General features: G+C 73.5%; 16 protein-coding genes. 6 read left to right on the top strand and 10 right to left on the bottom strand.

Annotated features, from left to right (window positions below; all coding sequences use genetic code 11):
• Positions 1–51 precede the first annotated feature (51 nt).
• Positions 52–2,949 carry a ribonucleoside-diphosphate reductase subunit alpha gene (locus tag WIS52_RS07540; protein ID WP_349297417.1) on the top strand — a complete coding sequence of 966 codons (2,898 nt, stop codon included), beginning with the start codon at positions 52–54 and terminating at the stop codon, positions 2,947–2,949.
• On the top strand, positions 2,946–4,040 hold the full coding sequence (locus WIS52_RS07535) for a ribonucleotide-diphosphate reductase subunit beta (protein ID WP_349297416.1): 1,095 nt from the start codon (positions 2,946–2,948) through the stop codon (positions 4,038–4,040). The genes WIS52_RS07540 and WIS52_RS07535 overlap by 4 nt, the downstream gene beginning before the upstream one ends.
• A gap of 14 nt (positions 4,041–4,054) precedes the next feature.
• Here the strand turns inward: WIS52_RS07535 and WIS52_RS07530 are convergent, their stop codons facing one another.
• Complete coding sequence (locus WIS52_RS07530) at positions 4,055–5,788, bottom strand: siderophore-interacting protein (protein ID WP_349297415.1); 1,734 nt, start codon at positions 5,786–5,788, stop codon at positions 4,055–4,057.
• Positions 5,789–5,941: 153 nt separating this feature from the next.
• Between WIS52_RS07530 and WIS52_RS07525 the strand changes: the two genes are divergently transcribed.
• Together WIS52_RS07525 and nicT are read left to right on the top strand one after the other, a co-directional pair.
• A complete protein-coding gene (locus WIS52_RS07525) occupies positions 5,942–6,769 on the top strand; it encodes an amidohydrolase family protein (RefSeq protein WP_349297414.1) in 828 nt (275 codons plus the stop codon).
• Between the two features lie 170 nt (positions 6,770–6,939).
• Positions 6,940–8,049 (top strand): Nickel transporter NicT, encoded by a 1,110-nt coding sequence (gene nicT, locus WIS52_RS07520; RefSeq protein ID WP_379612138.1) that lies wholly within the window; start codon positions 6,940–6,942, stop codon positions 8,047–8,049.
• Positions 8,050–8,053: 4 nt separating this feature from the next.
• Here nicT and WIS52_RS07515 read toward each other — a convergent pair whose 3' ends face one another.
• The 6 genes from WIS52_RS07515 to WIS52_RS07490 all read right to left on the bottom strand — a co-directional run bounded on the left by WIS52_RS07515 (position 8,054) and on the right by WIS52_RS07490 (position 12,997).
• The gene (locus WIS52_RS07515; RefSeq protein WP_349297413.1) at positions 8,054–8,839 is read right to left on the bottom strand and encodes an ABC transporter ATP-binding protein; all 786 of its coding nucleotides are present in this window, start codon (positions 8,837–8,839) and stop codon (positions 8,054–8,056) included.
• On the bottom strand, positions 8,836–9,873 hold the full coding sequence (locus WIS52_RS07510; RefSeq protein WP_349297412.1) for a FecCD family ABC transporter permease: 1,038 nt from the start codon (positions 9,871–9,873) through the stop codon (positions 8,836–8,838). The genes WIS52_RS07515 and WIS52_RS07510 overlap by 4 nt, the downstream gene beginning before the upstream one ends.
• On the bottom strand, positions 9,870–10,889 hold the full coding sequence (locus WIS52_RS07505) for a FecCD family ABC transporter permease (RefSeq protein WP_349297411.1): 1,020 nt from the start codon (positions 10,887–10,889) through the stop codon (positions 9,870–9,872). Before WIS52_RS07505 ends, WIS52_RS07510 begins: the two co-directional genes overlap by 4 nt.
• Positions 10,886–11,917 (bottom strand): ABC transporter substrate-binding protein, encoded by a 1,032-nt coding sequence (locus tag WIS52_RS07500; protein ID WP_349297410.1) that lies wholly within the window; start codon positions 11,915–11,917, stop codon positions 10,886–10,888. The genes WIS52_RS07505 and WIS52_RS07500 overlap by 4 nt, the downstream gene beginning before the upstream one ends.
• 98 nt (positions 11,918–12,015) lie before the next feature.
• The gene (locus WIS52_RS07495; protein ID WP_349297409.1) at positions 12,016–12,750 is read right to left on the bottom strand and encodes a CbtA family protein; all 735 of its coding nucleotides are present in this window, start codon (positions 12,748–12,750) and stop codon (positions 12,016–12,018) included.
• Between the two features lie 31 nt (positions 12,751–12,781).
• Positions 12,782–12,997 (bottom strand): CbtB domain-containing protein, encoded by a 216-nt coding sequence (locus WIS52_RS07490; RefSeq protein WP_349297408.1) that lies wholly within the window; start codon positions 12,995–12,997, stop codon positions 12,782–12,784.
• Positions 12,998–13,075: 78 nt separating this feature from the next.
• Here WIS52_RS07490 and WIS52_RS07485 point away from each other — a divergent pair, with 78 nt between their 5' ends.
• Together WIS52_RS07485 and WIS52_RS07480 are read left to right on the top strand one after the other, a co-directional pair.
• Complete coding sequence (locus WIS52_RS07485; RefSeq protein WP_349297407.1) at positions 13,076–13,657, top strand: histidine phosphatase family protein; 582 nt, start codon at positions 13,076–13,078, stop codon at positions 13,655–13,657.
• Positions 13,658–13,675: 18 nt separating this feature from the next.
• The gene (locus tag WIS52_RS07480; protein WP_349297406.1) at positions 13,676–14,662 is read left to right on the top strand and encodes an ABC transporter substrate-binding protein; all 987 of its coding nucleotides are present in this window, start codon (positions 13,676–13,678) and stop codon (positions 14,660–14,662) included.
• Here the strand turns inward: WIS52_RS07480 and WIS52_RS07475 are convergent.
• From WIS52_RS07475 to WIS52_RS07465, 3 genes are read right to left on the bottom strand one after another with little or no spacing between them, the layout of a single operon-like run.
• A complete protein-coding gene (locus WIS52_RS07475; RefSeq protein ID WP_349297925.1) occupies positions 14,625–16,052 on the bottom strand; it encodes a DHA2 family efflux MFS transporter permease subunit in 1,428 nt (475 codons plus the stop codon). The two genes, WIS52_RS07480 and WIS52_RS07475, sit on opposite strands and share 38 nt — an antisense overlap.
• Positions 16,049–16,906, bottom strand: a complete 858-nt coding sequence (locus WIS52_RS07470) for a siderophore-interacting protein (RefSeq protein WP_349297405.1) — start codon at positions 16,904–16,906, stop codon at positions 16,049–16,051. Before WIS52_RS07470 ends, WIS52_RS07475 begins: the two co-directional genes overlap by 4 nt.
• Entirely contained in the window at positions 16,903–17,901 is a 999-nt protein-coding gene (locus WIS52_RS07465; protein WP_349297404.1) for an ABC transporter substrate-binding protein, read from the bottom strand. The genes WIS52_RS07470 and WIS52_RS07465 overlap by 4 nt, the downstream gene beginning before the upstream one ends.
• Positions 17,902–17,995: the final 94 nt, after the last annotated feature.

The raw sequence follows: 17,995 nt of genomic DNA, 5'->3' as shown, positions 1-17,995 counted from the left end.
TCCTTCTCGCGCACGGTCACGGACCGACGGCGACTCGCGAGGAGAGAGCCCGTGACCATCACCGCCCCACCCGCTCTCCGGGTGATCAGACGCGACGGCTCCGAGGCGGCGTTCGACGCCTCGAAGATCTCCGTCGCCGTGACCAAGGCGTTCCTGGACGTGGAGGGGAGCTCCGGGGCGTCGTCGTCCCGGCTGCACCCTCTCGTCGCCGGGCTGACCGAGCAGGTCGTCGCCGCGCTGAGCCGGCACCCGAACCCGGTGATCCACATCGAGCAGATCCAGGACCAGGTCGAGCTCGCGCTGATGCGCGGCGAGCACCACAAGGTCGCCCGCTCGTACGTGCTCTACCGGGAGCAGCACGCGCAGGCCCGTGGGGACGCCGACGAGAGCACGGCTCCGGTCGTGCACGTCACCCGGCCCGACGGCACCCGGGCCCCGCTCGACCGGAAGCGGGTCGAGACGGTGCTCGCCGAGGCCCTGGACGGGATCGACGATGTCGAGGCCGACCCGGTGCTGTCCGAACTGGACCGCACCGTCTACGACGGCATCACCACCGACGAGCTCGCCCAGGCCCTGGTCATGGCCGCCCGGACGCTGGTCGAGCGGGAGCCGGGATACTCGCTGGTCGCGTCCCGCCTGCTGCTGGACCGGCTGCGCGCCGAGGCGGTCTCGCATCTCACCGGCACTCCCGAGACGCCGGACCAGGCGACGATGGCCGAGCAGTACCCGTCGTACACGAAGGACTACCTGCGGCACGCGATCGCGATCGGGCTCGTCGACCCGGAGCTCGCGACGTTCGACCTGGACCGGGTCACCGCCGCGATCCGCCCGGAGCGCGACCTGCAGATCGGTTTCCTCGGGCTGCAGACCCTCAACGACCGCTACTTCCTGCACGAGCACGGCGTCCGGTTCGAGCTGCCGCAGGCGTTCTTCCTGCGGGTCGCGATGGGACTGGCGGTCCGCGAGGTCGACCGCGAGGCCCGGGCGATCGAGTTCTACGAACTGCTGTCGAGCTTCGACTTCATGGCCTCCACCCCGACGCTGTTCAACTCGGGCACCACCCGGCCGCAGCTGTCGTCGTGCTTCCTGACCACCGTCGACGACGACCTGGACTCGATCTTCGGCGGCTACCGGAACAACGCGCTGCTGGCCAAGTACTCCGGCGGGCTGGGCAACGACTGGACCCCGGTCCGCGGGCTCGGCGCGCACATCCGCGGCACCAACGGCGTCTCGCAGGGTGTCGTGCCGTTCCTGAAGATCGCCGGGGACACCGCCGTCGCGGTGAACCAGGGCGGCAAGCGCAAGGGCGCGGCGTGTGCCTATCTGGAGACCTGGCACGTCGACATCGAGGAGTTCCTCGACCTGCGCAAGAACACCGGCGACGACCGCCGGCGCACGCACGACATGAACACCGCGAACTGGGTGCCCGACGAGTTCCTGCGCCGGGTGGAGGCCGACGCGACCTGGACGCTGTTCTCCCCCGACGAGGTGCCGGACCTGCACGACCTCTACGGCAACGCGTTCGCGGCGCGCTACGCCGAGTACGAGGCGGCCGCGGAGCGCGGCGAGATCCGGGTGCACCGGACGGTCCGCGCGGTGGACCTGTGGCGCCGGATGCTGACCATGCTGTTCGAGACCGGGCACCCGTGGATCACGTTCAAGGACCCGTGCAACCTGCGCAGCCCGCAGCAGCACGCCGGGGTGGTGCACTCGTCGAACCTGTGCACCGAGATCACGCTCAACACCAACGCCGGTACCGACGACGGCGAGGTCGCGGTCTGCAACCTCGGCTCGGTGAACCTGGCGGCGCACGTCGGGCGGGTGGGGGACGGCACCGCGCTGGACGCCGACAAGCTCCGTCGCACGGTGACCACGGCGGTCCGGATGCTGGACAACGTCGTGGACATCAACTTCTACACGATCCCGGAGGCCCGCCGGTCCAACCTGCGGCACCGGCCCGTCGGGCTGGGGATGATGGGCTTCTCCGACGCGCTGTTCCTGCAGCGGATCGCGCCGGGCAGCGAGGCAGCCGTGGAGTTCGCAGATCAGAGCGCTGAGCTGCTGAGTTTTCATGCGATCTCCGCGTCGTCCGGCCTCGCCGCCGAGCGCGGCCGTTACGCGAGCTTCGGCGGGTCGCTGTGGAGCCGCGGGATCCTGCCGATCGACTCGCTGCAGCTGCTGGCCGACGCCCGCGGCCCCGGCGAGCTCGAGATCGACCGGTCGTCCAGGCTGGACTGGGACGGGCTGCGGGACACGGTCCGCACCCAGGGGATGCGCAACTCCAACGTGCTGGCGATCGCGCCGACCGCGACGATCTCCAACATCTGCGGGGTCGGGCAGTCGATCGAGCCGATCCACCTCAACCTGTACGTGAAGTCCAACATGTCCGGCGACTTCACCGTGGTGAACCCGCACCTGGTCCGCGACCTCAAGGAACGCGGGCTGTGGGACAAGGTGATGGTCTCGGACCTGAAGTACTTCGACGGGTCGCTGGCCGAGATCGACCGGGTGCCGGCCGAGCTCAAGGAGCTGTACGCGACGGCGTTCGAGATCGAGCCGCGGTGGCTGGTCGCGGCCGCGTCGCGCCGGCAGAAGTGGCTCGACCAGGCGCAGTCGCTGAACCTCTACCTGGCCGGGCCGAGCGGGCGGAAGCTCGACGAGCTCTACCGGCTGGCCTGGCGCAGCGGCCTGAAGACCACCTACTACCTGCGGACGCGGGCGGCGACGTCGGTGGAGAAGTCGACGCTGAAGGGCACCGACGGGCGGCTCACCGGCGTGCCCAGCGGCGGCGCGGTCACCAGCACCGCCCCCTCACCGGCGGCCGCCGTTCCGGCCACGCCGCCGCCCGCACCGGCGACCGGCACCGCGCCGACCGCCGGCACGGAGCTCGACCTCGATCCCGCCGCCGCCTGCTCGATCGACGACCCCGACTGCGAGGCCTGCCAGTGACCACTGTGGAGCACAGCACCGACACCGCCGACGACCCCGACACCACCGGCCTCGGCGAGATCGCCCGCGGCGCCGCGCCGATCGACGCCGACGACAAGCGCATGATCAACGCCCGCGCCGACGTCAACCAGCTCCTCCCGCTCAAGTACCACTGGGCCTGGGACAAGTACCTGGCCGGCTGCGCGAACCACTGGATGCCCACCGAGGTCGCGATGCAGGCCGACATCGCGCTCTGGCGCACCCCCGGCGGCCTCACCGACGACGAGCGCCTGATGCTCACCCGCAACCTCGGCTTCTTCGCCACCGCGGAGTCGCTGGTCGCGAACAACATCGTGCTCGCCGTCTACAAGCACCTGACCAACCCGGAGTGCCGGCAGTACCTGCTGCGCCAGTCGTTCGAGGAGGCCGTGCACACGCATACCTTCCAGTACGTCTGCGAGTCGCTCGGGCTCGACGAGGGCGAGCTGTTCAACGCGTACCGCGAGGTCCCGTCGATCACCGACAAGGACGCGTGGGCGCTGCGCTACACCCAGGCACTGTCCGATCCGGACTTCCGGACCGGGACGCCGGAGAACGACCGCGCGTTCCTGCGCGACCTGGTCGCGTTCTACGTGATCTTCGAGGGGATGTGGTTCTACACCGGGTTCGCGCAGATCCTGGCGCTGGGCCGGCGGAACAAGATGGTCGGCGTCGCGGAGCAGTACCAGTACATCCTGCGCGACGAGTCGATCCACCTGAACTTCGGCATCGACTGCATCAACCAGATCAAGATCGAGAATCCACACCTGTGGACCGACGAGTTCGTCGCCGAGATCCGCGGGATGCTGCACGAGGCGTGCGAGCTGGAGGTCGCCTACGCCCGGGACACGATGCCGCGCGGGATGCTGGGACTGACCGCCGGGTCGTGCGAGCAGTACCTGCGGTTCATCACCGACCGGCGGGCCGAGCAGATCGGGATCGCGCCGCTGTTCGGCGAGCCCGAGAACCCGTTCCCGTGGATGAGCGAGGCGATGGACCTGCGCAAGGAGAAGAACTTCTTCGAGACGCGGGTGACCGAGTACCGCACCGGCGGCTCGCTGGAGTGGGACTAGGGCGGCGGGGCGCCTCAGCGGATCAGGTCGAGGGCCACGTAGTCCCAGCCCAGCGCGGTGGTGGCGCCGACCTCCCAGCCGGCCCGGCGGGCGAGCTGCGCGTAGCGGGTGGCGTCCCGGGACCCGGTGCCGGTGGTGACGAGCTGGCGCAGGTCGTGCTGCCTGCGGTGCGCGAGTCCGGCCGGACCGGTCCGGGTCACGGCGTCGACCACGACCACCCGGGAGCTCGCCCGGTGCAGGTCCCACAGCAGGTCGACGACCTCGCCGTCGTCGCGGTGCTCCAGCTCCAGGGTGCTGACGAGCAGGTCGCACGGTCCCGGCTCGGCCGCGGCCTCGAGCCCGAGCGACCGCGCCGCATCCGCCAGGAGCTCCCCCGGGGACCCTGCGGTGCAGATCTGCAGCCCGGCACCCGGACCGCCCGGACGGGCCAGCGCGGCCCGCGCCAGCGACGGGGCGCCCGGACCGCGCAACACGACGTCGCCGCCCCAGGCCGGTATCCCGGTGAGCCCGGCCGCGACGTAGGCGAACGAACCGGCGTCCTGCATCCGGTCCCCGTAGAGCCCGATCTCGCCGGCCACGGCCGCACCGAGCCCGGGACCGAACACCCTCCGCCACCCGCTGCTCCCGGTACGCATGGCGGCGGCCAGGTCGATCGCGGCCCGCAGCGTCCGACCGGGCAGCCCGTCACCGAGCAGATCCTCGCGCAGGTTGTCGGAGCCGAGCAGCTCCTCGGTGGCCCGGTTGGTCCGTACCCCGTCCGGCCCGTCGTCCAGCACGCCCGCGTGGTCGAGGTAGCCGGTGAGCGTGCGCAGGTCCGCGACCGCGACCCCGGCCCGCTCGGCGAGCGTGTCGTGGTCGGTGGCCTCGCCGTCCAGCAGTTCCAGCACGCCCAGCTGGTCCAGGGCCCGGGCGGCCAGCCACGGCATCGGGTCCAGCAGGGTCCGGACGGCGGGGACCCGGGTCCCCGAGGCGTGCCAGTAGCCGGTGATGCTGGTGTGCGACGCGGGCACTCCGCGGTCGCGGCGCAGCCAGCTGCGCAGCGGCAGCAGCGACCGGCACTCCCCGGCGACCCACACGAAGGGCCTGCCCGGCAGCCACTCGACCCCGCGGACCGCCTGCTCCAGATCCTCGGGCCGATCGGTGCACACCCAGTCGATCCGGTCGCCCGGCCCCAGCCGGAGGTCCTGCCGCGCATCGTCCGAGGCCACGGTGATCACGATCCGGGCCGGGACCGGGAGGGGCCGCTCGTCGAGGTACCGCCCGATCGCGGGCAACGCGGTCTCGTCGCCCGCGAGCAGCACCCAGTCGACGTCGCGGGGCACGATCAGTGACGACTTCGGCCCGGCGAACCAGAGCTCGTCGCCGGGGCGGGCCCGCTCGGCCCATGCCGCGGCCGGCCCGTCGCCGTGCCGGAGGAAGTCGAGGTCCAGCTCGCCGCGGACCTCGTCCCAGCGGCGCAGGGTGTAGTCGCGGCCCCGCCGGGTCTCGCTGACCGGCCAGTCGATGCTGCGGGCGCGCTGCACGGGGAGGGCGGCGGCGACGTCGCCGTCCGAGGCGAAGACCAGCTTGACGTGGTCGTCGAACGCCGGGGTGGCCAGCGGCGGATGGAGGTGTTCCCCGTCGTGGAACAGCCCGAGCTGGTCCCCGGTCAGGGTCACGCGTCGCATCCGGGGGGTCACGTCGGTGACCCTGTCGACCCGGGCCCGGCGGAGCACGAGGGGGTGGGAGAAGAGGTCGTGGTGCGCCATGTCGCCACCAGCCTAGGGTCGCCCGATCCGGGTGGTATGTCCGGACCGCCCGCGCGGCGCCGAAGAACCGGCGACGACGTCCGGGTGTGAATCCTGGGTGACGGATCGCCCGGCGCGGTCGGACTGCACCGCGGGTTCTGCTCGACTGGCCCGATGGCCCCTCTCGTCCCGCACGACGCACACCGCCACCTCGGGGTGCTCCCGTCCTACCCGTTCTACGGCGGCCCGCCGGTCAACCCGGACGTCTCGGCCCGCGCGACGGTCGCCGAGCTGTCCCGCGACCTCGACGCCGAGGGCACCGAGCTGGCCGTCGTCATGCCGAACTACGGGGTGCCGGACCCGGCGCCGTCGTTCGCGCTCAACCCGCTGTGCCTGGAGGCCGCCGCGGCCGACGAGCGGGTCCGGGCCGGGATCTGGGCCTCGCCCCGGCCGCAGGACGCCGACGGGACCGCCGCCGCACTCGCCCTCGCCGGCGAACCGGGCGTCCGGATCCTCAAGATCAGCTTCCTGCTGGGCGGGCGGGCGTCGGACCCGGACTGCCTCCCGCAGCTCGACCGGATCTTCGCCACCGCCCGCGAGCACGACCTGACGGTGCACGTGCACACCTCGCCCGGCGGAGCGTCGGACGTCGACGAGGTCGGGCACCTCGTCGAGCGCTACGCCGACGACGTCCGGCTGCACCTGGTACACCTCGGCGGCGGGATGAGCGGGCACATCAAGCTGGTCGGCGGCAGGTTCTTCGACTGGATCGACGCCGGCAAGCAGGTCTACACCGACACCAGCTGGGCGATCGGGTTCGCGCCGCGGTGGCTGGCCGCCGAGATCGAGAAGCGCGGCATCGGCGCCGACCGGGTGCTGTTCGCCAGCGACGAGCCCTGGGGTGACCGGGAGGGCGAGCTGGCCCGGCTCGTCGCCGCCTGCGGGGACGGGGAACTGGCCCGGGCGATGCTGCGGGGGAACGCGGAACGCCTCTACGGCTGACCGGGGCGACCTCATCGAAAGGTGAGGGGACGTACCGGACACCGCGTCGCACCCGTCGCCAGAACCTGGCACCTGCGGTTTCGTGGTGGAACAAACGGTCGGCCATGTGCGACACAGTTCCTGTCGCCCGCCCGGGCGACACCCCGTCGCACCCGTCCGGGAGTCGTGCCATGGCCGTTCCGAACCCGTCCGCCACCACCCGGACACGGATCTCCGCCGCCCTGGACCGGCACGACCGCCGGTCGCTGTCCGGCATGTTCGGCGTCGTCGCGCTGCTGCACCTCGTCGGGTTCGGCGTGCTGATCCTCGTGGTCGCGCCCGCACACTACGACCTCGGCTCGAGCGGGATCTACGGCGTCGGTCTCGGCGTGCTGGCCTACACGCTCGGCATGCGGCACGCGTTCGACGCCGACCACATCGCGGCGATCGACAACACCACCCGGACCCTGCTCGCCCGTGGTGGCCGGAAGCCGCTGTCGGTCGGCTTCTGGTTCTCCCTGGGCCACTCGACGGTCGTGTTCGTCCTGACCGTCCTGCTGGCGATCGGCGTGCGGGCGCTGGTCGGCCCGCTGGAGAACGACAGCTCGACGCTGCACGTGGTCACCGGCACCATCGGATCCTCGGTGTCCGGGGTGTTCCTCTGGCTGATCGGGCTGCTGAACCTCGCGGTCCTGATCGGCATCGTGCGGGTGTTCCGGAAGATGCGCCGGGGCGAGTTCGACGAGGCCGAGCTGGAGGCGCAGCTCGACCGGCGCGGGTTCGTGAACCGTGTCCTCGGCGGGCTGGCGACCTCGATCCGGGCGCCCTGGCACATCTACCCGGTCGGTGTCCTGTTCGGACTGGGTTTCGACACCGCGACCGAGGTCGGCCTGCTGGTGCTGGCCGGTGGCGCCGCGGCGTTCGCGCTGCCGTTCTACGCGATCCTGGTGCTGCCGATCCTGTTCGCGGCGGGGATGAGCCTGCTCGACACGGTCGACGGCGTCGTCATGAACTTCGCCTACGGCTGGGCGTTCGCCCGACCGGTCCGCAAGGTCTACTACAACATCACGATCACCGCGCTGTCCGTGGCCGTCGCTCTGGTCATCGGCACCATCGAGCTGGACGGCGTGCTGGTCGACCAGACCGGGATCGAGTCCGGGCCCCTGGCGGCGATCGCGGACATCCCGCTGGACTACGTCGGCTACGGGATCGTCGCGCTGTTCCTGCTCGCCTGGATCGTCGCGCTCGCCGTCTGGCGGTTCGGCCGGATCGAGCAGAAGTGGGGCGCCATCCGCCCGTGAGGGGTCATCGCGGGCGTGGCCGGGGTAGCACCAGCGGCGTGCCCGTCAGCGGATCGGCCGTGACCAGCGCGTCCACCCCGAACACGGTCGACACGAGCTCCTCGGTGACCACGGAGCACGGGTCGCCCTCGGCGACGATCCGCCCGCCGGACATCGCGATCAGGTGGTGCGCGTAGCGGGCCGCGAGCTCCAGGTCGTGCAGCACCATCACGACCGTGCGGCCGTCGTCGGCGTTGATGCCGCGCAGCAGCTCCAGCACGTCGAGCTGATGGGCGAGGTCGAGGAACGTCGTCGGCTCGTCGAGCAGCATGGTGCCCGGGCCCTGTGCGAGCACCAGCGCGATCCAGGCCCGCTGCCGCTGCCCGCCGGACAGCTCGGCGACCGGGCGGTCCGCGAGCCCGTCCAGCCCGGTCGCGGAGAGCGCGCTCTCGACAGCGGCCTCGTCGTCGGCCGACCACTGCCGGAACCAGCGCTGGTGCGGGTGCCGGCCCCGTCCGACCAGGTCGGCGACGGTGATCCCGTCCGGTGCGGTCGGCTGCTGGGGCAGCACACCGATCCGGCGGGCGACCTCGGTGGCCGGGAGCCGCCGCAGCTCGCCGCCGTCGAGCAGCACCCGTCCGGCGTCGGGCTTCATGAGGCCGGCGAGCCCGCGCAGCAGCGTCGACTTGCCGCAGGCGTTCGGGCCGACGATCACGGTGATCCGCCCGGCCGGGAGCGTGACGGACTGGCCGTCGACGACCGTCCGCTCGGCCCCGTAGCCCAGCCGCAGGTTCTCGCCGGTCAGGGTCATCCGCTCGCTCCGATCCGATGGGCGCGCACCAGCAGCGCGATGAGGACGGGCGCCCCGACGAGCGCCGTGAGGATCCCGACGGGCAGCTCGCGGGGCGTGAACGCGGTCCGCGCGACCAGGTCAGCGGTCACCACGACGAGCGCGCCGGTCCCGGCCGAGGCGAGTAGCCCCGGGCTGCGCTCGCGCAGCACCCGCCGGACGATCTGCGGCGCGACCAGCGCGACGAACCCGACCGGCCCGGCAGAGGCGACGGCCGCCGCCGACAGCCCGACCGCGCCGGCCAGCAGCGCCACCCGGGCCCGCCCGATCCGGGGCGACAGCGCACGGGCGAGGTCGTCGCCCAGCTCGAGGACGCCGAGCCGTCGCACCAGAACGAGCACGAGCGGCAGCAGCACGCACAGCGCGACGCCGACCGGCACGACGTCCGGCCAGGACCGGCCCCGGAGACTGCCGACCATCCAGACGGTGGCCTGGTAGGCGGCGTTGACGTCGGCCCGGCCGAGCATGAACGTCGCCGCCGCCGACGACATCGCCGCGACCCCGATCCCGACCAGCACCAGCCGGTAGCCGGCGAACCCGTTCCGGTAGGCGACCGTGTACACCGCCGCGGCGGCGACCGCGGCGCCGGCGAGCGCGCCGCCGGTGACCCAGGCGGCCGAGGCGCCGAACCCGAGGATCATCACGACCGCACCGGCCGAGGCGCCCGCGTTGATGCCGATGACGTCCGGACTGACCAGCGGGTTATGTGCGAGCCGCTGCAGCACCGCGCCGGCGGCGCCGAACGCCGCTCCGACCAGCACCCCGGTCAGGGCGCGCGGGAGCCGGTGGGTGACGACGACGTCGTAGGTGATCAGGGTGCCGTTCCCGGCGAGCGTCTCCAGGACGGCGGGAAGCGGTACCGGGTACTCGCCGAGCGTGATCGCCCAGAGCGCGACCGCGACGGCCCCGGCCCAGACCGTCGCACCGAGGGCCAGGCCACGCACGGACCACCGGGCCGAGACCGGGCCGCGGCGCAGCACCAGCTGCGCGCTCACAGCGCGGCCACCGTGCGGGTCCGCACCAGGTACAGGAACACCGGCCCGCCGAGCAACGCGGCGGTCACTCCGATGTGGACCTCCTCCGGGGCGACCACCACCCGGCCCGCGACGTCGGCCAGCAGCACCAACCCGGCCGCGAGCAGCGCGGAGAGCGGCAGCACCCGGTGGTGCGCGATCCCGACGAGCGCCCGTGCCGCGTGCGGCGCGACCAGCCCGACGAAGGCGACCGGCCCGGCCACCGCGGTCGCCGTCCCGGCCAGGACGACGACCGCGGCCAGCCCGGTCCCGCGGGTGAGACCGGGCCGGGCGCCGAGACTGCGGGAGGCGTCCTCGCCGAGCGCGACCGCGTCCAGCCGCCGGACCAGCAGCACCGCGAGCACCACCCCGGCGACGGCGAACGGCACCGCCTGCCCGACGGTCGGCAGGTCGGCCCGGGCCAGCGATCCGATGACCCAGAACCGGTACCGGGCGAACAGGTCCCGGTCCAGCAGCACGAACGCCGACGTCACCGCGGTGATCAGCGCCGACGTCGCCGCCCCGGCGAGCGCGAGCTTGACCGGCGTCACCCCGTCCCGCCCGGACCCGCCGATCGCGTAGACCAGCAGCGCGGCGAGCGCACCGCCGGCGAATCCGAACCAGACGTACCCGGTCAGCGAGCCGACCCCGGCCAGCGAGATGACGGCGATCATCGCCCCGGCGGCGCCGGCGTTCACCCCGAGCGTGCCCGGTCCGGCCAGCGGGTTGCGGGTGATGCCCTGCGCGACGGCCCCCGCGATCCCCAGGCACGCCCCGGCGATCAGCCCGGCGATCGTGCGCGGCAGCCGCACGTGCCGGACGACGATGTCGGACTGCGTAGCGGAGAACCGCAGCAGCCCGTCGGCGAGCTCGGACCAGGCCAGCGGCCGGGCGCCGACCTTCATCGACAGCACCACCCCGGCCAGCACCACGACCGTGGCCGCCGGCAGCGCCCACGGCGCGGCCGCACGCGACCGCGCCGGGGCAGCCGTCTTCACTCGGGGTGGACCAGGTCCGCGACCCGCTCCGCCGCGTACGGGGCACGCACCCCGGCCGCGCGGTCGGCGAACAGGAACGGGAAGACCCGGCCCTCGCGCACCGCGGTGCTGCCGGACAGCGCCGGGTCCCCGGTGATCGTCGCGACGTCGGCGGCGCCGTCCGCCTCGGTGGTCGCCGGGTCACAGCAGGTGGAGGTCAGGATGAAGTCCGGGTCGCGGGCGATCAGCTCCTCCTTCGACACCGGGACGTGCCGGCGCGCATCGAGGTCGGCGAACGCGTTCTCGGCACCGGCCATCTCGAGCACCTTCGTCCCGAAGTCGATACCCGAGGCGACCCGGTAGCTGCCGTCGTCGTCGTTCAGCAGGATCGCGACCCGCGGGCGCGGCAGGTCGGCCACCCGCTCCTCGACCGCCGTGACCCGGGCCCGCAGGTCGGCGACGAGCTCCTCGGAACGCTCCTGCGCGCCGAGCAACCGGCCCAGCGAGGTCAGGTCGTCGTAGACGGTGTCCATCGAGACCTGCCCGGGGTCGATGGCCTCGTCGGACAGGCCGTCCTCGGACGGGCAGAGCGGTGCGTTGATCCAGCTCCGGACGCCGAGCGCGGTCAGGTCGGCCCGGGTGCTGACCGTCTCGGCGCCGGTCGAGGCGAACGCGTTGTTGTAGCCGGAGATCACGAACTCGGGCTCCGCGGCGAGGAGTGCCTCGCGGCTCGGCAGGTCGGGGATGTAGGGCAGCCCTTCCTGGGCCGTCGTGAACTCCTCCAGCACCGGCGCGTCGAGATACGCCGTGCCGACCAGCCGGTCGGAGAGCCCGAGCGCGTGGACGGTCTCGATCGCCGGCTGGTAGAGAGCGTAGATCCGCTCCGGCGGGGCAGGGACCTCCACCGGGATACCGCAGTTGACCTCGGTGACGGCACCCTCGGCGTCGCCGGCCACCTCCGGGGCGGGTGGGCCGCCGCACGCCGCGAGCAGGGCGCCGGCGGCGAGCAGCGCGACCGGGATCAGGCGGCGGAGGGAGCGGGCGGGCACGGGACCTCCACGAGGAGCATCGTCATCTGACGAGATGTTCATATGTGAAGACCGGGTGCCGCGCCACACCTCACGCGGCGAGAGTTCGGAAGATCACGTCACCCGACGGCCGCGCGGTCCCGCCCCGCGACCCGGTCGCGCTCGCCGGCCAGGGTCCCGAACACCGCGGCCAGCACACCCCACAGCACCAGGTGCCCGCCGAGCGCGGCGATCCGGAAGTCGTAGAGCACCGCGGCCGGGAAGTCCGCCGGGGTCTCGACCACCGCGGGGAGCAGCGCCGCCACGATGAGCATCACGACCACGTAGCCGGCGGTCGCGGCGAGCACCGCGTTCCACCAGCCGGCGCGCTCGGCGAGCCGCCGGGCCAGCACCACCGCCGCCACCGCGACGGCCACCGAGACCAGCACGAACAGCAGGTAGAACCCGGTCCGCGAGCCGATCGTGTCGTCCTCGGTGGAGGCGGGCGGGTTGGCCGGGTACTGGAACAGCGGCACCAGGATCGCCGAGACGAAGCCGAGGAGCGTGACCACGACCGCGGTGCCGCGGGCGCCGAGCGGGCCGAGCCGCCCGCGCGCGACGGCGAACGCGAGGGCGACGATCCCGCCGATCGCGACGCCGTAGACGACGTAGGCGACGCCGAGCCCGATGCCTGCCTGTACCCCGCGGCTCACCAGCTCCTCGTGCTCGTGCGCCCCGGACGCGGCCGCCATCGCGTCCTCGTAGGCGATCCCGCCGTCCAGCGCGGGCTCGCCGACGACCCGGGCGAACACGAACGCGACCAGCCCGGCGATCAGGCCCGCGACCATCCCGCGGACCAGCAGTGACCTCACCATCTCGCCCCTCCCCGACTCAGTGGCCGCGACATCAGTGACAGGGGAAGCCGAGCAGGTGCCGGCCGTCGTGGATGAACTCGTGGACCATCTCGCCGGGGATCAGCGTGGTCACCCCCTGGTCGAACCCGACCAGATAGAGCAGCACGAGCACGACCACCCCGGCGAACAGGGCCCAGGGCGCGATCTCCCGCAACGGGATGGGTGCGGGCGCGGCCCCGGCGACCGGCACCGGTACGGCGTGGGTCATGACGACTCCTCGATCACGGACGTGTACACCTGAACAGATGCACGGACGAATGGTGATCCCCGGTCACCGGCCGGTCAAGTGACGCCGGCCGGTCACCATCTCACCCTGCTGGTGCACGCGGCGACGGCGAGCACCCGGGATGCCACGTTCCCGGCGGACGAACCGCTCGACCGGTACGGAACCGCCCACGCGACCCGCCTGCAGGGCCGGCTCCCGCGTGCCGTACATCACCTCCGGTCCCCGGACCGGGCCTGCGCCGGAACATGCGCGGCGCTCGGCCTGACCGCCGAGCCGGACCCCGCGCTGCGCGACCCGGACCCCGGACGCTGGGCCGGGCAGCGGCTGGACGACGTCGCCGCGGCCGAGCCGGACGCCGTCGCCACCTGGCTGTCCGACCCGTCCGCCGCGCCGCACGGCGGCGAGTCGCTGGTGGACCTGCTCGACCGGCTGCGGAGCCGGCTCGACACCCTGCCCGTCGGGCACACCCTGGCCGTCGTCGGACCGGCGGTCGCGCGGGCCGCCGTGGTGCTCGCGATCGGGGCACCGCCGTCCGGGATCTGGCGGGTGGACGCGGCCCCGCTGACGGTGACCGACCTCCGCGGCGGACCCGGCCGGTGGACCGTGCGGATGACCGGCCGACCCCTTGATTCAGAAGGTTAGCCTCGCTTTACTCATCCGATGCCGTTCCTCATCGAACCCGAGGCCGCCGCCGGACCGCTGGACCGCCGGACCCTGTTGGGCCTGACCGCGGGCGCGGCCGCGACACTGGTCCTCGGCGGGTGCGGCACGACCGGCGGCACCGCCCCGGAGCAGGAGACGCGCACCGAGGAGGGCGCGTTCGGCCCGGTCGAGGTCCCGGTCTCGCCGGAGCGGATCGTGGCGACCGACTTCTACACGACCTACGCCTTGCTCGACGTCGGCGTGACGGTCGTCGCGACCGTGGAGGCCGCGACCGGTGGCGTGCTGCCGAGCCTGCAGGCCGCCTACGACGCGATCCCCAAGGTCGGGCGGGCACAGGAACCCTCGTTGGAGGCGATCGCCGCGCAGGAGCCGGACCTGATCCTCGGCACGCTGACCCCGGCGCTGCCCGAGGACCTGCCGGAACGCCTGTCCGGTGTCGCGCCGACACTCATGCTGCCGGCCGACGGCGCCCCGGGGACCTGGCAGCAACGTGCGGTCCGGGCCGCCGAGGTCGTCGGACGCGGGCCGGAGGCCGAGGCGTTGCGCGACCGCTACGAGCAGCGGGCCCGCGAGATCGGCGAGCGGCACCGCGACCTGCTCGGCAGGATCCGGATCGGGCTGGTCCGCGGCGGCGCGCCCGGGATCGCGCAGGTCGACCTGCCCGACTCCTGGGGCGGGGTGGTGCTCGGCGCGATCGGCGCCCGGATGCCGGCGATCGCCGAGGGGAAGCCGGGCGCGTCCGAGGAGGTCTCGTACGAGGACCTCGGGGTGCTCGACGACTGCGACATCCTGCTGCACCACGCCGACACCGACGGCGGGATCCAGGGCAACACCCGGCGGATGCTCGACGCCCCGACGTTCCAGGCGCTCCCGGCCGTCACGGCGGGCCGCCTCTACCCGCTGCCGAACTACTACGTCGCCCACTACGGCCAGGGCGAGGCGGTCCTCACCGAGCTGGACCGGATCCTGGGCGAGCAGGGCTGACCGCGGGCAGCCTGCTCGCCCCGGCCAGGGCGAGCAGGCAGAAGCCCAGCACCCACCAGAACGTCTGCCCGAACGCGAGCGCTGCGCCCCCGTCCCCGTCCCCGAGCGCAGCGAGCCGGGACTGCAGGATCACCGCGACCAGCGCGGTCCCGACGGAACCGCCGACGGTGCTGAGCAGGTTCAGCGCGCTCGCCGCGCGCGGGATCATCTCCTTCGCCATCGTGCGGTAGACCAGGGCCATCACCGGCGCGCCGATCAGCGCCCCGCCCGCGCCGCGGACCAGCAGCGACGCGGTGACCAGCGCGTCCGACGGGTCGCGGTGCAGCTGGGTGAACACCACCGTGCCGAGCGCGACCATCCCGATCCCGGTCAGCACCAGCCGCCGCGGGGTGACCCGGTCGACGAGCCTGCTGACCAGCACCGACCCGAGCAGCGCGCCGAGTCCCTGCGGCGCGAGCAGCAGGCCGGTCTCCCAGGCGTCGAGCCCGCGTCCGGTCTGCAGGTAGAGCGGGAGCAGGAACGTCGCCCCGAACACCGAGAGCCCGAGGATCACCAGGGCGAGCGCGGCCGGGCCGAACGGGCTGCGCGCGAACAGCCGCGGGTCGATCAGCGGGGTGCCGCGGGTGCGCAGGCCGTGCACGACGAACAGCACCAGCATCGCCGCCCCGGCCAGGCTCATCGGCACCCCGGGCAGCGCGCCGCCGGTCCGTTCGACCTCGGTCAGCCCCAGCACGAGCAGCGCCAGCCCCGGGGAGAGCAGCAGCGCGCCGCGCAGGTCGAACGCGGTGCCGCGGGCCGGGGCGTCACCGCGCGGCACCAGCAGCAGCGCCGCGACGGCGGCGCCGATCCCGATCGGCAGGTTCACCCAGAACAGCCACGGCCAGGGAGCCACCCCGAGGATCGCCCCGCCGGCCAGCGGGCCGAGGACCGGCGAGAGCAGCGGGACGACCGCGACGATGCTGATCACCCGCCCGATCCGGGCCGGTCCGGCGAGCCGGGCGAGCACCGCCTGCCCGGTCGGCGGGAGCAGCCCGCCGGCCAGGCCCTGCAGCACCCGGAACGCCACCAGCGAGGTCAGCGACCAGGCCAGCGCGCAGAGCAGGGACGCGCCGACGAAGCACAGCACGGCGGCGATCCAGACCCGGCGGCCGCCGAACCGGTCGACCAGCCAGCCGGACGCCGGGACGGCCGCGACGACGGCGAGCAGGTAGCCGGTGCTCACCCACTGGACCTCGACCGGGGTCGCGTCGAACTCGGCGGCCAGCGTGCTGACGCCGACCGCGACGATCGTCGCGTCCAGTGTAGCCATGAACGTGCCGAGCACCAGCACGAACGCGGCCCGGACCAGCGGAGCGTCGATCCGTTCCGGATGGTGTACTCCCGAGCTCAGTGCTCGTGGTCGTCGTCGAAGTCGGTGACGCCGCGTCTCCAGTAGCCGGTCACGTCCCGGTCCTCGGCGCCGATCCCCAGTTCGTCGCGCAGCCAGCCGCGCAGGGGCTTGATCGCCGTCGTCTCCCCGGCCACCCAGGCGAAGACGCGCTCACCGTCCGGCGGGCGGAGCACGGTCACCACGCGCTCGAGCGCGTCCGAGACGCCCGGCTCGGCGCCGCCACGGTGCACCCATGTGACCTTGACGCCGTCCGGCGCGATCAGCGGGATCTCCTCGGAGGCGTCGGCGACCTCGACGAACGCCCATCCCCGGGCGTCCGCCGGTAACCGCTCCAGCAGCCGCGCGATGGCGGGCAGTGCCGAGAGGTCCCCCGCGAGCAGGTAGCGGTCGTAACCGTGCGGGACGGCGAGCCCGCCGGGCGGGCCGGCCACCGGCACCCGGGCGCCCGGCGCGACGGACCGCGCCCACTCCGAGGCGAGCCCGCCCGGGTGCAGCACCAGGTCGATGTCCAGCTCACCGGCGTCCGGGTCGTACCGGCGCACGGTGTACTCGCGCGAGACCGGGCGCGGCCGCGGCCAGTTCAGCATGTCGCCGTCGGGCACGGGCAGCCGCAGCACGCCCTCGTCGTCCGGGAACACCAGCCGGACGTGCTCCTCGTCGCAGTGGCTGTGGAACCCGTCCAGCCCCGGCCCGCCCAGGGTGAGCCGGACCAGCGACGGCCCGACCGGCTCGGTCCGCAGGACCTCCAGCTCGCGCAGCCGGATCGGGTAGGGGACCTTCGTCGCCCCGGTCTCCTTCGCGTAGGCGAGCGCGAGGTTCCCCGCCACGTCGCCGCGGTCGGCGCCGCCCCTCATCCGGTCCCCGCCCCGAAGATCGCCTCGATCCGGTCCAGGGTGTCCATCGCGCCGTCGAAGTCGGGCCGGTAGCTGGTGGCCGGGAGCTCCCACACGGTGCCGGCCCGGAAGGACGGGAGCTGGGCGTACGCCGGGTCGCGGCGCAGCTCGTCCAGCCCTCGCCCACCGGCGTTGACGACGATCGCGTTCGGCGCGTCCGCCACCCCGCCCAGCAGCTCCGGGCTGATCTCCATCGCGTCGCCGGTGCTGGCCAGCCGGGCGTCCGGGACCCGGGACACGACGTCGACCGCCGTGATCCCGACCTCGCCGACCAGCGCGGGCAACGCCGCGTCGGACGGGACGAGGTAGTTCGTGGGCGAGGAGAACGATCCGATGTAGACGACCTCGCCGTCGGGCGGGGTGATCGCCGTGCGGACCTCGGCGACCCGGTTCTGATACCGCTCGATCAGGCCGGGCACCCGGTCGGTCGCGTTCGTCGCGTCGGCGACGGCGTCGAGCTGGTCCTGCCAGGCGGTCAGCGTGCGCGGGACGAGCACGGTCGGCGCGATCCCGGCGAGCCGGTCGTATGCCTCCTCGGCCTGCACGGCGGTGATCCCCTGACCCCCGCCGATGATCAGGTCGGGTTCGGCCGCGGCGACCGCCTCGATGCTCAGCTGCTCACCCGCCGGGAGCTGCTCGGTACCCGCGGCCTGCGCCGGCTCGGCCCAGGCGGGCGGGAACCCGCCGTCGAAGTTCGTGACGCCCAGGACCCGGGTGTCCGTCGCGACCGGCGGGACGTCGAGGGCGTAGAGGTAGCCGGCGAGGCCGCCGGACAGCACCACGATGCGCTGCGGGTCGGCGGGGACCTCGAGTTCGCCGCGGTCGGTGGTGATGGTGCGGGTCCCCGAATCCACATCGGACCCAGCGGCGCCCCCACCGCCTGCCGAGCAGCCGGCCAGCGCCAGTGCCCCCGCGAGCAGCGCCGCCACGAGGCGTCCCCTCCGCCGTTCGGACATCTCGACAGTCCCCTCTCGTTCGACCCCGACGGACCAACCCAGGAAGTCAGCTTCCCTCATCAAGAGCCAGGCTCAGCAGAACCGATGGGAGAGA

This window comes from Pseudonocardia nematodicida (assembly GCF_040105385.1).
Lineage (GTDB): Bacteria > Actinomycetota > Actinomycetes > Mycobacteriales > Pseudonocardiaceae > Pseudonocardia > Pseudonocardia nematodicida.
This window is presented reverse-complemented; position numbering and strand designations above follow the sequence as displayed.

Excerpts from the sequence above, each read along its gene's own strand:
- WIS52_RS07470 (WP_349297405.1), bottom strand. The coding sequence starts at position 16,906 with ATGAGGGGCGGCGCCGACCGCGGCGACGTGGCGGGGAACCTCGCGCTC.
- WIS52_RS07495 (WP_349297409.1), bottom strand. The coding sequence starts at position 12,750 with ATGGTGAGGTCACTGCTGGTCCGCGGGATGGTCGCGGGCCTGATCGCC.
- WIS52_RS07480 (WP_349297406.1), top strand. The coding sequence starts at position 13,676 with ATGCCGTTCCTCATCGAACCCGAGGCCGCCGCCGGACCGCTGGACCGC.
- WIS52_RS07490 (WP_349297408.1), bottom strand. The coding sequence starts at position 12,997 with ATGACCCACGCCGTACCGGTGCCGGTCGCCGGGGCCGCGCCCGCACCC.
- WIS52_RS07530 (WP_349297415.1), bottom strand. The coding sequence starts at position 5,788 with ATGGCGCACCACGACCTCTTCTCCCACCCCCTCGTGCTCCGCCGGGCC.
- nicT (WP_379612138.1), top strand. The coding sequence starts at position 6,940 with ATGGCCGTTCCGAACCCGTCCGCCACCACCCGGACACGGATCTCCGCC.
- WIS52_RS07525 (WP_349297414.1), top strand. The coding sequence starts at position 5,942 with ATGGCCCCTCTCGTCCCGCACGACGCACACCGCCACCTCGGGGTGCTC.
- WIS52_RS07515 (WP_349297413.1), bottom strand. The coding sequence starts at position 8,839 with ATGACCCTGACCGGCGAGAACCTGCGGCTGGGCTACGGGGCCGAGCGG.
- WIS52_RS07465 (WP_349297404.1), bottom strand. The coding sequence starts at position 17,901 with ATGTCCGAACGGCGGAGGGGACGCCTCGTGGCGGCGCTGCTCGCGGGG.